Here is a 14,296-nt window from a genome sequence, read left to right on the forward strand (position 1 = left end):
TTTGAAATGATGGCAGGCGGTCATACATTGTTAGTCAATGCGGGCGCAGTAGCTCCATTCTCACGCGATATTACAGGAGTAAGCGGCTCTTCCTATACTTCTCGTTCAGCGGTCGGTTATTCACAGGATGGCACTAAAGTATATCTCATCACGAGTGAGCGCAGCGGCGGGAATACGGGTGTAAACTTGAAGGAGCTTCAGCAAATTATGCTGCAGCTAGGCGTATATAAAGGCGTCAATCTGGATGGCGGCGGTTCTACAACGATGATCGAGCGTCCACTGGGAACGAATGATTTGAAGCTGTCGCATCCTACGCAATACGGCACCACCCAAAGAAGTGTTGCAAACGGCATAGGCGTATTCACAACTGCTCCAGCAGGTTCGTTGAAAGGCATTTCTGTGAGCGGCGCTAATGTTATGTTTATCGGTCAAAAATCGTCGTATTCATTAAAAGGCTATGACACGTACTATAACCCGTTTGAAGTAGACAATTCAGCTGCCGTATGGAGTACCGAGAAAGCCATTGGCACGTTCAAAGGCAATGAATTCACTGCCACAAAGGCGGGTAAAACGAATCTCACTGTGAAATCAGGAGCGATCTCTACCAAACAAGAAATTGAAGTGATTGGACAGGATCAAATTGCATCGCTCTCCATTGATACKAATGCAGGTGTGCTCGCAAAAGGAGCAACGATTTCTGTTCCGCTTACTGTAAAGCTGAAAAACGGAAGTTCATATAAGCTTAGCGCGGACTCCGTGAAGTGGGAGTTTGTTGGGTTTACCGCATCTAGAAACGGCGATAATCTAACTGTGCAGTCGGTTAACGCAGGTACAAGCACCGGGTATGCCATTGCTCGTTATGATGGTTTTCCGACAATGATTCCATTCACACAAGGGGAAGCAGTGAGCACCTTTGAGGATTTTGAAAAATCAACCTATCCCATTACATCACAGGTCACGCCTGCGACAACGACAGGAAGCGTAAGCTTGGTATCCGATTTCCAAGGACAAGCTTCTTCGAAAGCATTAAAGCTGGATTATGATTTCACAAACGGCACTGGAACTAAAGCATCGTATGTAGTATTTAATACAAACGGTCGCGCGATTGAGGGTTCACCTACTTCCATGACGGTTGATCTTTATGGCGATAACAGCCTGAACTGGGTGCGCGCAGAGTTCATTGATGCGGATGGCAAAGCACATCTTATCGATCTTGCAAAACAGCTTGATTGGAGCGGCTGGAAGAATGTGAAGATGAATTTATCCTCTGCAGGGATGAAATTCCCTGTTAAACTAAAAAGAATTTACGTTGTGACGATCGCCGAAGGGCAGGATGAGCGTTCTGCAACAGGTTCTATTGGACTAGATAATATGAAGCTGCAATATCCGCCTTCCGTAACGGTTGATTCACAAACTAAGGTCGTAATGACTGTAGGCAAATCTGCTGCAACGGTTAATGGAAAAGCGATTACGCTTGATTCAGCACCCATCGTTTTGAATGGAACAACATTTGTACCTGTCCGGTTTGTATCCGATGCCATGGGAGCGAAGCTGTTATTTGACGGAAAAACGGGACAAGTCACCGTTCTTCGCGGCAATAAGCTGATGGAAATGACACTCGGCAAAAAGGATCTTATTTTAAATGGCGCTCTGCAATCGTCAGATATTACGCCTATCGTTCGTAATAATCGGACGCTCATTCCGGTCCGTTTATTTTCAGAGAAACTAGGCCTAAAGGTCGGGTATGACGGGAAAGCGAAAAAGATTACCATCGATTAACGATGGACGAAATATATCCAATCTGTGGTATGATAGAGTAGATTAACCTTTAATATAGAAAGGTTGCCGATCTACAGTGGACCACCTTACAGTCGATATAAATCGAGTTATTAAAAACGCAATCGAAGTGATGGAAGACAGCAAATACCAGATTTATGAAATATGTGAATCCGCGCGCACGGAGCTAGAATCACTCGAGCAGGAGCTTGAAATTGTCCTTCAAGAAACGGTGAAGACAATTGACAAGGTTGACCAGCTGGAGCAAGACTATCGCCGTGCGCGTATAAGGCTGACAGAAGTGAGCCGAGATTTCGTACGCTACAAGGAAGATGACATTAAGTCTGCCTATGAGAAGGCTACACAAATCCAGCTGGATTTGATGGTGTACCGCGAGAAGGAATCCTACTTGAAAGCACGTCGAGATGATTTGCAAAAACGTGTTCGAAATGTAGAAAATTCAATCGAGCGTGCTGAAACGATTGCTTCGCAAATAAATGTCGTACTTGAATATTTATCGGGTGATCTTAATCAGGTTACTCGTATTCTTGAGTCTGCCAAAACCAGGCAGCTGCTGGGATTGAAAATTATTTTGGCGCAAGAGGAAGAGCGTAAACGGATCGCTCGAGAAATCCATGATGGTCCCGCGCAATCACTCGCAAATATCGTTCTTCGAACAGAAATTGCAGAACGTATGCTAATCAAGCAGGAATTTGTGATGGTGCAGGAAGAATTAGTAGATTTAAAAGGACAAGTGCGCTCCGGCCTTGAGGAAATTCGCAAAATTATATTTAATTTGCGCCCGATGGCGTTGGATGATTTGGGACTTGTGCCGACTCTTCGTAAATTCACACAGGATTTTGAAGAGAAAACAAAAATACATACCATATTCGAGCTTATAGGTAAAGAAACTCGGATGCCCTCTGCAATGGAAGCGGCGATATACCGCTTAGTTCAGGAAGCTTTTACCAATGCATTAAAACATGCGAGCGCTTCACATGTAATGCTCGAGATTAACTATCAGCCACAGCATATTTCACTCGTAATTCAAGACAACGGCGTTGGATTTAACAGCGATTTAATCGAGCAGGATGCTACTCGAAACGCACATTTTGGATTGGTAGGGATGAGAGAACGCATTGAGCTAATAGAGGGAAGGATGGATATAGACTCAAATCCCGGTAGAGGGACGAAAATTATAATAGATATACCTACTACTGCCGAATCTAGAAAGGAGTAAGATGATGATGATCCAAAGAGCTGCAAGCAATGTGAATACAATCAAAATTTTACTTGCGGATGACCACCAGCTGTTTCGTGAAGGACTTAAGCGGATTCTAAATATGGAAGACGATCTTGAAGTTATCGGCGAATGTGGTGACGGCATTCAAGTTTTGGAGTTTTGCAATCATACCATTCCTGAGATTGTCCTGATGGATATTAATATGCCTATAGAGAACGGTGTCGTGACGACTGAACGATTAAAAAGTATGTTTCCTGATGTTAAGGTTATCATTTTATCTATCCACGACGATGAGAGCTATGTATTCGAAACCCTTCGTAAAGGGGCTACGGGTTACCTTCTGAAGGATATGGAGGCAGAATCGCTAATTAACGCCATTCGTTCCGTTGTCCAAGGTCATGCCTATATCCATCCTAAAGTGACAGGTAAGCTTATTAACCAGCTTCGCCGTATGACGTATTTGGATGAGATGGGAATTGTCTCAGGTGCTGCAGCTGCTCAGGAACCGGGAGTTAAGTTCGTTGCTGGCGATGAAAGCCCATTAACACGCCGTGAGGCAGAGGTGTTAAGGCTTATGGCAGAGGGCAAGAGCAATAAGCTTATTGGAGAGTTTTTATTCATTAGCGAAAAGACGGTTAAAAACCATGTGAGCAGCATTTTGCAAAAGATGGAAGTTGATGACCGTACGCAAGCTGTTATCCAATCGATCAAATATGGATGGGTTACCCTGTAGTAGCCTTTTTGATCATTACTTACATATCGAGCAAACCCCCGTATCGGTTGATACGGGGGTTTTTGTTTGCATAAAAGGTTGCCTTGCGATGGTTGTGTAAAAGAAAAACACTCCTAAGCTGTATAAAACCAGCCTAAGAGTGCGTGGTGAAACATATAATCTTAACTATTTTCTTTGTTTTTGTCTGCGAAGAGAAATGAATCCCGCTGAAAGGGCAAATGCCCCGATGAGATAATAAGGAACCGGACTGCTTTCGCCTGTTTTTGGCAGAGTAGCAAGCGGGACTTGATCTTCATCTACAGCAACAACAGGATCGATTGGCGGCTCGCCTTCTCCACCTTCAGTAACTCCTCCAACAGGTGGATCTTCATCATCAATTTCAACAATAGGTGTTGCTTCAGGTGATGATGTAGGTGTTGTCGTTACTGTAGTTGTTGCAGTAGGCGTGTTGTTAGGCGTGATCACAGGTGTGGAAGGTGGTGTATTGTTAGGTGTACTCTCAGGTGTAGGAGTTGGTGTAGCTGTAGGCGTGCTCTCAGGTGTAGGAGTTGGTGTAGCTGTAGGTGTGCTCTCAGGTGTAGGAGTTGGTGTAGCTGTAGGCGTGCTCTCAGGTGTAGGAGTTGGTGTAGCTGTAGGCGTGCTCTCAGGTGTAGAAGTTGGAGTAGCAGTAGGTGTCGATGACGGTGTTGGAGTAGGCGTAGAGCAGGTTTCGCCTTCATTCACAAGCGAAAGCTCTTTCTCCTTGCCCCAATGGATCTTCAGCGTATTAGGTACAGCTTGTGGATCAGTTGGGTTGACGAGCTCCGTATTCGTTGAAAAGCTTACGGAACCTTTTCCAGGTATTACGCCGTTTCCTGTTTGAGTGGAATTCGGAATTTCCCATGAATAAGAAACCTCGATGTCACTCTCGTTGCTTACTTTCCATGTTCTTGTTTTATTTGGATCGGCGGAGCAGGCTGTTTCAAGTTTGAGCTTAGCCGTATTGATAACTGCTTTTTGCACAGAGTTATCTGTGGTTACTACGATCTGCTGGGTAGCCACTAAATCGGTGGTAAAGCCATCTAAGGTTAATTCTTTTAGTGTATAGGTACCGATAGGCAATTCGTTGAATTGCAAAATACCGTCACTATTGGTAACACCGCTTTTGACTAATTTACCGTCTTTCCAAAGCTCGAAGGTAATGCCTGCATGTGGAGCGCCCTCGACATCATTTAAATGTTTATTGATGATGATACTACCCGTACAGCTGTTCGAAAGCTTTAGATTCCATGCTAAAATTTTGTCACCATGAGCGCCGGGACCTAATGTCTTAATTAAATCTCCGCTATAGATATCTAATTGATAAGGCAAGCATCTTGGAATGTTAATCGTAACGGAGTAAGTACCTGCTTTTGGATATATAATAGACTGTCCCTCAAAAAATGTTTGCTTGTTGTATGGAATGGTTGTATCGCCGGGTCCAGGTGCCCAGTCAGCAGGGCCTTCATAGCCGGAGAAGCTGACTCTAACACAATCTTTTAACGTCTGGAACGTAGCGGTAGCTGTTCCGTTATTATTGACTACGATATTGGAATGCGTGGCAATGACATCCTTGCGATCCGATGAGTACTGTGGACAGCTATTCTCATCTACGAGTGCTGCAGCATTCGTACCTTGATTGCTATCACCTTCGGCCATGGCAATGGAACTAAGCGACAACGAAAAAATTAATAACAGAGCCAGGGCTAAACTGATTTTTTTCCTAAAATAACGCATCTTTCACTCTCCTCTTAGATACGTAGTGGGGTTCCAAGAGGGCCGGTTACACTACTAGCTCCATATAATCCAAGTGTCCAATTGTAGATTATACTTCATCGCTTCCCTAGTTATTTTGATTGTGAAAATCCACTCTCCCTTTCTATATGCGTGCACCGGTTAGATATGCATGCTTTCATATTAAAATGATAACATGTATTGGAAATTGCTCAAGGGTGTTTCTTTGTCAGAAAATGACTAATAATCATCATAAAGCAGAATATATTTTTGGCATAACACACATTTTGTCACCTTGTCCCTTGATTGCGGAACCAGTGGGCTCTTCATGGCATATAGTGTCACAAAGAGGAGGTGGCCGCCATGTTTGAACTTCTACTTCTTGTTATTGGCTGTTATGCTTTGGCTGCATTGTCGGTGCATCTGGCGTATCGAATTTGGCGAGGGCGCCAGCAATCCAGCAAGCATTATGTGCTCGTAGCTGACGTTCAGCAAAACAATATGGAATGGTATGTACGTTCGCTGTTTTCTTTCTCTCGGCGAATGGGGAAAAATGTTCGTTTGACGATCGTAGATCAAGGGGTTACAGAGGAGACACTGGCTATTGTTGAACGATTAGCTAGAAGGGGCGATGAGGTCAGGATTCACTCTAATGGATCTAATCCGTTGTCTGGAAGCGAAGACGGTAAGCGCTCTCAAACAGAGGGTGTGGATGGAACTCAGCTGCTGTGGCTGCTTCAAGCAGAAGGAGTTGTGTCGCTTTCTGATCATGCGGTGCTAATTGATTTGCAAAATCCGACAGATTTGTCGAAAATGCCATTTTAGTATATACTCTACGGTAATGAAATAGTCGGAGTGAAGCACACTCAATAACGCAAATGCGTTGTTGGGTGTGCTTTTTTTTGTTTACCGTGCTTGCCAACATCATTCTCCTTTTGTCTGGGAAGGGAGAGGCTATAGTTAACTTAACAGATGAATAATGAAATCAGTTCTATAAAGTGTCGAGGGAGCGAATAGAGATGAAGGCACAATTGTATGTTGTGAAAGTGAATGGATGCTGGCAGGCTCGACTTACCATCAAGGCAATGGTGGATAAATACTTCTGGATGCATGGAGCGTTTGGTGAAGCGGGATTCTTGAACAACGAGATCGCAGAGGAGGGATGGCTGCTAAAAGAAGAACTGCCGCTCGGGGATGCGTGCGTTGCAGTGGAGCTTTGGGATGCGGCTATAAAACGTGGCAGTGTCGGCAGAAACGGTGCGAGTAAAAGCTTAAATGAAGGAGGACGAAATACTGATTATGAGGCGATTGAGTTATTGGCCGCATGTGCGGAGGAAGCAAAAGCTGATGGGGCGAGTGGAGATGCAGCAGCTGGCGGGTTGAATAGTAGTAATCAGAAATCTAGCGAGCTGGAGAGAAATTATCGGAAATACAGTGGTGGAGTAGAGCAAGCAGTTCATAATGGCAAGATTAGTTTGGGGAGTCGTTGGCGCTTTTTGGGTAGTCGAGGGAAGCGGAAAGGAGCGTTGGCGATAGAGAGGCTTTTTGGTTTAGTGGAGAGGTGGGAGAAGGTAAGGGGCGCTGTGGTTGGGGAAATCGGAGGAGAAGCGATTGCGAATAATGGTGAAAAGCGTAGCAGCGCTAAGGGTTTGGGTGGCGAGGAGGCGGGAGTTTATAGCGCTGAAGAGCTGGGAGAGTTTGCGGCAGGAGCGAAGCTTGCCGCGGGTATGCTGCAGGGACGTGCGCTTTTGCGAAGCGAGGCGCACGCCCTGTTGTCTAGCGCAAGCTGTCCCGGTGCCGCGTCAAGCTGGAGAGAATTGCTCCAGCTTGCTTCGCTGCTCGGGCAGGTGCGCCTGAGCGGATCAATAGCCGCCGTGGGTGGCGGGCGATTGGACGCTTTGGGGCGCCGCAGGCGGGAGCGCAGCTGTTTGCGCTGTGGGAGCGGCGAGGCGCAAATGCACCGCACGGCATGTGCAGCGTGCGGGCGGCACTGCGCCTATTGCATGGCGTGCATTGGGATGGGGCGAAGCCGGGAATGTGAGCTGCTTATTACGGGGCAGCGCGCGGGGTTGAATTGGGCAGAGACGACGGTTCGCGGCTCTGGTAAGGGGTTGAGGCCGCTGACGTATGAACAGCGGCTTGATAAATGGGGGCTTAGCCCTGCGCAGACAGCTGCAGCAGCCAAGGCGCTGCAGTTTGTGGAAGAGCCGCCGATAGACGCGGCATTGTCAAAGCTGGACAAGCAGCGCCAGATGAGAGAGTTTCTTCTTTGGGCTGTAACAGGAGCGGGCAAAACGGAGATGATTTTTCCGCTTGTGGAGTCTGTCCTGCTGCGCGGCGGGAAGGCGCTTATTGCCACACCGCGCCGTGATGTGGTGATCGAGCTTGACCCGCGTATTCGGAGAGCTTTTCCTAAGGCTTCAGTCGTAACATTATACGGTGGTAGTGAGCAGCGCTGGGAAAGCGGAGATATTACACTTGCGACAACGCATCAGCTGATGCGGTTTTATCAAGGCTTTGATCTCGTTGTAGTTGATGAACTGGATGCGTTTCCTTTTGCGGGCGATCCACTGCTGCATTTTGCAGCAGACAAAAGCTGTGCGCCAGGTGCTGCTCGCTTGCTGCTGTCTGCTACGCCGCCTAGTGAGCTGCAAAGAGCAGCAAAACGCGGGAAGCTGCCTCATGCAAGAGTACCTGTTCGTTATCATCGTCATCCTCTTCCAGTGCCCAAGCTTCTACAAACGCCTACAGTAAAGCAGATGCTCCAGCACCGCAAGCTGCCGTCAAAGCTCTTAGCAGCCATGCGGTCATCCCTTGATCGAGGCGCTCAGCTGTTTGTATTCGTGCAGCAAATTGCTCAAACCGAGCCTATGGCGGCTTTATTGCGTGCTGCTCTTTCAAATGCTGCTGTTGCGGCAACCTCTTCACAGGATGAAGAACGAACAGAGAAGGTGCAGCGTTTTCGCTCGCGGGATATACGAGTACTAGTCACAACTACGATTTTAGAGCGGGGCGTTACTATCCCAAAAAGCGATGTCTATATTCTTGACGCAGACGGAAGGCTTTTTGACGAGGCTTCACTGGTTCAAATGGCTGGAAGAGCAGGCCGCTCTGCGGATGATCCATTCGGTCGTGTGTACTTTTGCAGCCATGATCGCAATCGCCCACAGCTGCAGGCGGTACGCCACATTCAAACGATGAACCGCATGGCTCGCAAGCAAGGCTACTTGCTCCCCGCATCAAAAGGAGGCTCGCCAAAATGAACGTCTCGCCAAGAGCATGGCTGCAGCGTCTACAATCCGCTTTCACCACATCCGCGCAGCTGCTCGCTCCAACGTCTGCCGCATGTCTCCTATGCGGTAAACCGCAAAGCGAGGCTCGCAGCGCGAGCAGCTACAACCACGCGAAGCTGACGACCCAGCTTCGCAATTCCCTTTGCGGAGCGTGCCTCTCCGCAATACCATGGCTGACCCGCATCGCCTGCCGTAGATGCGGGCGCGGCATCCCATGCGAAGACTGCATACGTCGTCCGCATGGCGCATTCATATGCAACCGCAGCGCGGTTCATTATAATCAAGCCATGCGAGCCATGCTCGCCTTGTACAAATATAGGGGCAATGAGCAGCTTGCTCCTTTGCTCGGGGATATGCTTCTGCCTCCATTCGAGGCGATGACCATGGAAATCATTCAACAGTTTATCGTGGCAAGCAGCAGCAGTCGTAAACCAAAAATATCGATTGCAGACTGCTGGGATGCTGTTACCTACGTTCCTGTAAGTGAAGAACGAGCAGCTGATCGGGGGTTCAACCAAGCGGAGCAGCTCGCCAGCCATATCGCGAGGCGTTTTCAGCTTCCGCTTTTGGAATTGCTCATTCGTTCGCGACATTCAGAGAAGCAAAGCTTCAAAACACGCACCGAAAGAATGCGCGATACGCAATCTCTTTTTGAAGTGAATACGAATTTGAGCTTATTAGCCTCTGAATCCCATAGCAAAAAGCATCTAAACGATAGAGCTATTCGTATACTTTTAATCGATGATATCTACACAACTGGAAGTACGGCAGAAGCCTGCTCAAAGGCTTTGCATTGTTATACGGAGCTTCCACTCGATATCTATATTTTGACCTGGGCTCGTTCATAATTCAGCTAGGCTGATAGATCTAATAATTAGATTGATAGTGAAAAAGTTAATGCTATCGATTAGAATGTAACTAATAGCTAGTATGGTTTTACAAAAAAAGGAGGGCTCAGAGCGATGAACCTAGATAATTGTCCTCGCTGCGGTAAGCTTTTTGCAAAAAACTTTAGAGACGTGTGCCCGGCATGCATGCGTGAAATTGATAAAGAGTATGAGCTTTGCGCAAACTATTTGCGTGAATTTAGAGGCTCAATTATTACTGAGGTATCAGATGCTACTGGCGTTTCGATTAAACAAATTACGAAGTTCATACGCGAGGGACGCATCTCCATTATGAATGCACCTAATATGTCATACCCTTGTGAATCATGCGGAACTCTGATTCGTGATAATCATCTTTGCGACAATTGTCGCAATCGAATTGAGAAGGACAAGAAGCAGATGTTCCAAGACATATCGCGAAAAGAAGATTTAAAAAGTGCTTACAAGCAAACGGGTGTTTATAAAGGCTTAGAAAGATACAATGATAAATGATTTAAGTTAATATTTTGATGACTATAAAATTTCACTTGACTGAAGCCGATAATACTTGTAAAGGTAATCGGCTTTTTTAGTTCCTGTAAATAATGAGGTGGGTAAACAATGAAAATAAATGAGACGAATCGTATCGGAGCACTTAATCCATACCAGAAGCATTCGGAGTCCAGAGTAGGCGGGACAGACAAGGCTAAGCAGAAGGACGAAGTCCAAATCTCTGATGCAGCTAAGGAATTGCTATCGACAAGCAAAGCAAGCGGAGCGGACAGAACAGAACATATTGAGCAGCTGAAGCGTTTGGTAGCAACAGGCAACTATCATGTGGAAGCTGGCAAGATTGCCGAGAAGCTGCTTCCCTTCCTGAAGGAGTAATCCTCTAAATGAATGAGTACATCCAGCAAATCATCGTGATTTTGCAAGAGCTTTTAGACGAGCATCTGCAGCTTATTGAATACGGCAACGCGAAGACGTCGGCTATTACTGTGAACCAAGTAGAGACGCTCTCGTATATTTCCAGCAAAGAGAAGAAGAGTCTTCAGCGGATTATGGATCTGGAGCAGCAGCGTATCTTTTTGATAGGGAAATATATGCTTGATCAGAAGCTGACTGCCCATCGTTCGTTCAAAATGGAGAAGCTCATACAAGCTGTATACCAAGCGAATGAGAAGCAGCAGCTTCAGGCGATATGGAATGAGCTGTCGGCAGCACTTAAGAAACTTCAAGATATTAACGAATTCAATCAACAGCTCGTAAGGATGACTCTGGAGCATTTGCATTTTACGCAAGATTTGCTGCTTGGTCCGACTGAGGAAGAAGCGACCTATCATCGTGCTGTTCAAGGCATGGCCTTAAATCGTAATGGCCGCTTTAATATGAAAACGTAACAAGAGAGGACAATATACGATGGCATCCACTTTTCATGGCTTAGAAACGGCAAGGCGCAGCTTATTTACCACTCAGTCTGCTCTGAATACAACTGGACACAACATTTCAAATGCGAATACGGCAGGCTACTCACGCCAAGTGGTGAACATGACTGCATCAAGACCGATAGACGCGGTTGGTTTCTCCAAATCAACAGCAGCTGGTCAGCTTGGTACAGGGGTTGAGGCGTCTTCCATCACTCGGATTAGAGAGAAGTTTCTGGATAATCAGTATCGCAATGAATATAAATCACTGGGTAATTTCTCAGTTCAGCTCGACACGCTCTCTAAACTCGAGGGTATCGTTAATGAACCAAGCGACACGGGCCTTAGAACGGTGATCTCGAATTTTTGGAATTCGTGGTCAGACCTCAGCAAAAACCCTGAGAATGCGGATGGCCGCAAAGTCGTTATGGAACAAACGATGGCACTTGTGGATTCTTTTAATTACACAGCTAAACAGCTCGGAGATTTAAAAGCAGATTTGACGGAAAATGTAGAGATTAACTTAAATACGGTTAATTCGATTACAACAAGCATTGCTCAGTTAAATGGCGAGATTAGACGAGTTGAAAGCTTAGGCGATAACGCAAATGATTTGCGGGATCAGCGTGACCTGATTACAGATCAGCTTTCGGGATTAATCAATATTCGCGTAGAAGACCAAGAGAGCGGCTACCGCATTACGATGGGCGGTACGGAGCTGGTGCAAGGAACATCTACTGCTTCTCTGGATTCAGCGGCAATTACTACAGCGGTTGCTAATGGTGATTTAAATAGCGGTGCTATTTATGGAACGATATATGCAAGAGATCATTAWGTCGAGGGGTACATCGGAGAGCTCAATAATCTCGTTCAAACGATGGCGAATGGCGAATTTGAGGTTACGCTGCCTAAAGGATCTGTTTTGCCAGAAGGAACAGTATTGAATAACGTAACCTATACAGGCACAAATCGTACACTGAACGAAGATACAAAGGTTACGGTAAAAGGGCTCAATGGTTTGCATCAGCTTGGTTATTCGTTGGCTGGACAAGAAGCGGGTTTGCCTTTCTTTACTGATGCAAACGGCAGTACTGCTGGATTGAATGCCGGCAACATCACGCTTAATCCTGCAATTGTTGCAAATTCTAATTTGATTGCGACATCTATGCGGGTAGCTACGAATGCAGATGGTTCAGAGTCAGTCATTAGCGGCAACAACTCCTTGGCCGTCCTTTTCTCACAAATGAGAGATACTCGTTTCGACTTCGACGCGGGTACAGGTGAAAATAAAAACACGGTTGATGCTTATTTCCGTTCTGTTGTGGGCCAGTTAGGTGTACAAGCTGCGGAAGCGACTCGTATGCAGGCGAATCAACAAATTATCGTCGACCAAGTTGAATCCCGCAGACAATCGGTTAGCGGAGTTTCGCTAGATGAAGAAATGTCCAACATGATTAAGTTCCAGCATGCATACAATGCAGCTGCTCGAAATATGACGATGATTGATGAAATTTTAGATAAAGTTATTAATGGGATGGGCCGAGTAGGACTATAATTTTTAAAGCGGAGGTGAGACATTATGTCGTTTCGTGTAACACAATCGATGATGAATACACAGTTGCTTCGTAACATTACAAGCAATATGGGACGTATGAATAATTTGCAAAACCAGCTGTCTACGGGTATGAAGATTAATAAACCGTCAGATGATCCAGTTGGTATCACTTTTGCACTGCGCTATCGCAGTGAACTTGATTCTAATGACCAATATTCCAAAAATGTAAGTTCTGCATTATCTATGCTGGAATATACGGATACTTCTATTGGTCAAGCAGGAGATATTATGCAGCGCGTTAGGGAGCTTTTAGTCAAGGGTGCCAGTGGAACTCTCGAACAAACAAGTCTTGATGCAGTTAAAGTTGAAATGTCACAAATGTATAACCAAATGGTTGAAATCGGAAATAGTCAATTTAACGGAAAACAAGTATTTAATGGTGAAATGACCGGTGAGAAGCCTTATCCAACGATGGGGGTAGAAGGTACAACTGATTTGACAGTTGATCCGCCTTTGTTAAAAGCATATCAAGTCAGCTCGGATAACGGTTCAATTAAATATGAACTATCCGCAGGAATGAAGCTGGGAATAAACATTACAGGCAACGAAGTTTTTGGGGAGGGTATCTCTCCTACGGCAACAAAAGCGGAAATAGAGAGCAGTGACAATGTATTTGTACTCCTTCAACGTGCACATGATATGCTCGCATCTGGTGATCAGAAGGGGATATCAAACTTAATTAGTCAGGTAGATAGTCGAATGAATACAATGCTCACAAAAAGAGCGGAAGTAGGAGCGAAAGTAAATCGGGTCGATATTGTTCAAAATCGACTAGCCGATATTGAAATCAATTTGAAGACGGTACAGGCGAAAACAGAAGACGCAGATATGGCAGAAGTGATTACGAATATGAAAACAGAGGAAAATGTATATCAGGCGTCCCTATCTGTTGGAGCACAGCTTATACGTCCAAGCTTGGTTGATTTCTTGAGATAGGTGGAGATTAACATGCAAATTCCGCAGATTCAAATTCGTACGCAGGATGCAGTACTCTTTATTGATGCCGATATGGGCAAACAGCGTCTTGAGCAGCCCGCTGCTACTGTAGATATGGAGCAAATCAGGCCAGAGCAACATTTTCAAACCACCAAAGGACGACTTGAAATTAATCAAGATCGAGTATGGGATGCGTTAGCGCTTGGAAACAATTTGCAAACGATGAGCAAAATATATTCAATGGCTGCTGATATTGCATTGCAAGGCATTGCACGGATTGTGGAGAAGGGCGATCAAATGGCCTCGATTCATTTAGGAGGAAACCCTATAGCAGAGATGGCAAGGGATTGGAAACGAACTTTTCCTGAATATGATTTCCGTGGGGAAGCTTCCTATGATAATATTGATATCGAGTATATTCCAGGTGAACTTACGATTGATACCACTCCAGGTCGAGTCGACCTTAATGTTCAAGTGAACAAGCCTATTCATGAATATGAACGCGGCAAGCTGGATATTTATATGAGCCAATATCCTAAAGTGGAGATTATTCCACCACAGCTCGAACAGCTTATTTAGACGTTACTGTTTTTTAGACTATAGATCATTTGCGCACGACGCATGAGATCTATAGTTTTTATTTTTAATAAATGAGGAA

At 45.6% G+C, this 14,296-nt stretch carries 13 protein-coding genes and 1 riboswitch; of the genes, 12 read left to right on the forward strand and 1 reads right to left on the reverse strand.

Translation table 11 applies throughout. The annotated features are described in order from the left end of the window. The 3 genes from AC1DSE_RS03145 to AC1DSE_RS03155 form a co-directional block, all read left to right on the forward strand. The coding region (locus AC1DSE_RS03145) for a stalk domain-containing protein (protein ID WP_477527391.1) at window positions 1–1,779 on the forward strand (1,779 nt) is incomplete at its 5' end. 76 nt (window positions 1,780–1,855) lie between these two features. Beyond that, window positions 1,856–3,016, forward strand: coding sequence for a sensor histidine kinase (locus tag AC1DSE_RS03150; protein WP_076266205.1), 1,161 nt, complete (start codon window positions 1,856–1,858; stop codon window positions 3,014–3,016). A gap of 7 nt (window positions 3,017–3,023) precedes the next feature. Further along, window positions 3,024–3,752, forward strand: a complete 729-nt coding sequence (locus AC1DSE_RS03155; RefSeq protein ID WP_076266609.1) for a response regulator — start codon at window positions 3,024–3,026, stop codon at window positions 3,750–3,752. A gap of 165 nt (window positions 3,753–3,917) precedes the next feature. Here AC1DSE_RS03155 and AC1DSE_RS03160 read toward each other — a convergent pair whose 3' ends face one another. Beyond that, window positions 3,918–5,507: a SpaA isopeptide-forming pilin-related protein gene (locus AC1DSE_RS03160; RefSeq protein WP_477511505.1), complete on the reverse strand. Its 1,590-nt coding sequence runs from the start codon at window positions 5,505–5,507 to the stop codon at window positions 3,918–3,920. A gap of 31 nt (window positions 5,508–5,538) precedes the next feature. Beyond that, a riboswitch (cyclic di-GMP riboswitch) is annotated at window positions 5,539–5,622 on the reverse strand. Between the two features lie 245 nt (window positions 5,623–5,867). Here AC1DSE_RS03160 and AC1DSE_RS03165 point away from each other — a divergent pair. The 9 genes from AC1DSE_RS03165 (at window position 5,868) to AC1DSE_RS03205 (ending at window position 14,217) form a co-directional block, all read left to right on the forward strand. Then, a complete protein-coding gene (locus AC1DSE_RS03165) occupies window positions 5,868–6,329 on the forward strand; it encodes a hypothetical protein (protein ID WP_339205367.1) in 462 nt (153 codons plus the stop codon). A gap of 194 nt (window positions 6,330–6,523) precedes the next feature. Further along, window positions 6,524–8,767, forward strand: coding sequence for an ATP-dependent helicase ComFA (locus AC1DSE_RS03170; RefSeq protein WP_477511506.1), 2,244 nt, complete (start codon window positions 6,524–6,526; stop codon window positions 8,765–8,767). Continuing rightward, window positions 8,764–9,645, forward strand: coding sequence for a ComF family protein (locus AC1DSE_RS03175; protein ID WP_477511507.1), 882 nt, complete (start codon window positions 8,764–8,766; stop codon window positions 9,643–9,645). Before AC1DSE_RS03170 ends, AC1DSE_RS03175 begins: the two co-directional genes overlap by 4 nt. 114 nt (window positions 9,646–9,759) lie before the next feature. After that, complete coding sequence (locus tag AC1DSE_RS03180) at window positions 9,760–10,176, forward strand: TIGR03826 family flagellar region protein (RefSeq protein ID WP_076266200.1); 417 nt, start codon at window positions 9,760–9,762, stop codon at window positions 10,174–10,176. Between the two features lie 108 nt (window positions 10,177–10,284). Further along, window positions 10,285–10,551, forward strand: coding sequence for a flagellar biosynthesis anti-sigma factor FlgM (gene flgM, locus AC1DSE_RS03185; RefSeq protein ID WP_477511508.1), 267 nt, complete (start codon window positions 10,285–10,287; stop codon window positions 10,549–10,551). Window positions 10,552–10,559: 8 nt separating this feature from the next. Next, complete coding sequence (locus AC1DSE_RS03190; protein WP_076266198.1) at window positions 10,560–11,063, forward strand: flagellar protein FlgN; 504 nt, start codon at window positions 10,560–10,562, stop codon at window positions 11,061–11,063. A gap of 19 nt (window positions 11,064–11,082) precedes the next feature. Further along, complete coding sequence (flgK, locus tag AC1DSE_RS03195) at window positions 11,083–12,642, forward strand: flagellar hook-associated protein FlgK (protein WP_477527392.1); 1,560 nt, start codon at window positions 11,083–11,085, stop codon at window positions 12,640–12,642. 24 nt (window positions 12,643–12,666) lie between these two features. Continuing rightward, on the forward strand, window positions 12,667–13,638 hold the full coding sequence (flgL, locus tag AC1DSE_RS03200; protein WP_477511510.1) for a flagellar hook-associated protein FlgL: 972 nt from the start codon (window positions 12,667–12,669) through the stop codon (window positions 13,636–13,638). A 12-nt stretch (window positions 13,639–13,650) separates the two neighbouring features. Next, window positions 13,651–14,217 carry a DUF6470 family protein gene (locus AC1DSE_RS03205; RefSeq protein ID WP_477511511.1) on the forward strand — a complete coding sequence of 189 codons (567 nt, stop codon included), beginning with the start codon at window positions 13,651–13,653 and terminating at the stop codon, window positions 14,215–14,217. Window positions 14,218–14,296: the final 79 nt, after the last annotated feature.

The organism is Paenibacillus sp. 01L418, from assembly GCF_056400045.1.

Bases quoted from the DNA above. Each gene is read 5' to 3' on its own strand.
- AC1DSE_RS03175 (WP_477511507.1), top strand. From the start codon at position 8,764: ATGAACGTCTCGCCAAGAGCATGGCTGCAGCGTCTACAATCCGCTTTC.
- AC1DSE_RS03160 (WP_477511505.1), bottom strand. From the start codon at position 5,507: ATGCGTTATTTTAGGAAAAAAATCAGTTTAGCCCTGGCTCTGTTATTA.
- AC1DSE_RS03155 (WP_076266609.1), top strand. From the start codon at position 3,024: ATGATCCAAAGAGCTGCAAGCAATGTGAATACAATCAAAATTTTACTT.
- AC1DSE_RS03165 (WP_339205367.1), top strand. From the start codon at position 5,868: ATGTTTGAACTTCTACTTCTTGTTATTGGCTGTTATGCTTTGGCTGCA.
- AC1DSE_RS03190 (WP_076266198.1), top strand. From the start codon at position 10,560: ATGAATGAGTACATCCAGCAAATCATCGTGATTTTGCAAGAGCTTTTA.
- flgM (WP_477511508.1), top strand. From the start codon at position 10,285: ATGAAAATAAATGAGACGAATCGTATCGGAGCACTTAATCCATACCAG.
- flgL (WP_477511510.1), top strand. From the start codon at position 12,667: ATGTCGTTTCGTGTAACACAATCGATGATGAATACACAGTTGCTTCGT.
- AC1DSE_RS03205 (WP_477511511.1), top strand. From the start codon at position 13,651: ATGCAAATTCCGCAGATTCAAATTCGTACGCAGGATGCAGTACTCTTT.
- AC1DSE_RS03180 (WP_076266200.1), top strand. From the start codon at position 9,760: ATGAACCTAGATAATTGTCCTCGCTGCGGTAAGCTTTTTGCAAAAAAC.
- AC1DSE_RS03170 (WP_477511506.1), top strand. From the start codon at position 6,524: ATGAAGGCACAATTGTATGTTGTGAAAGTGAATGGATGCTGGCAGGCT.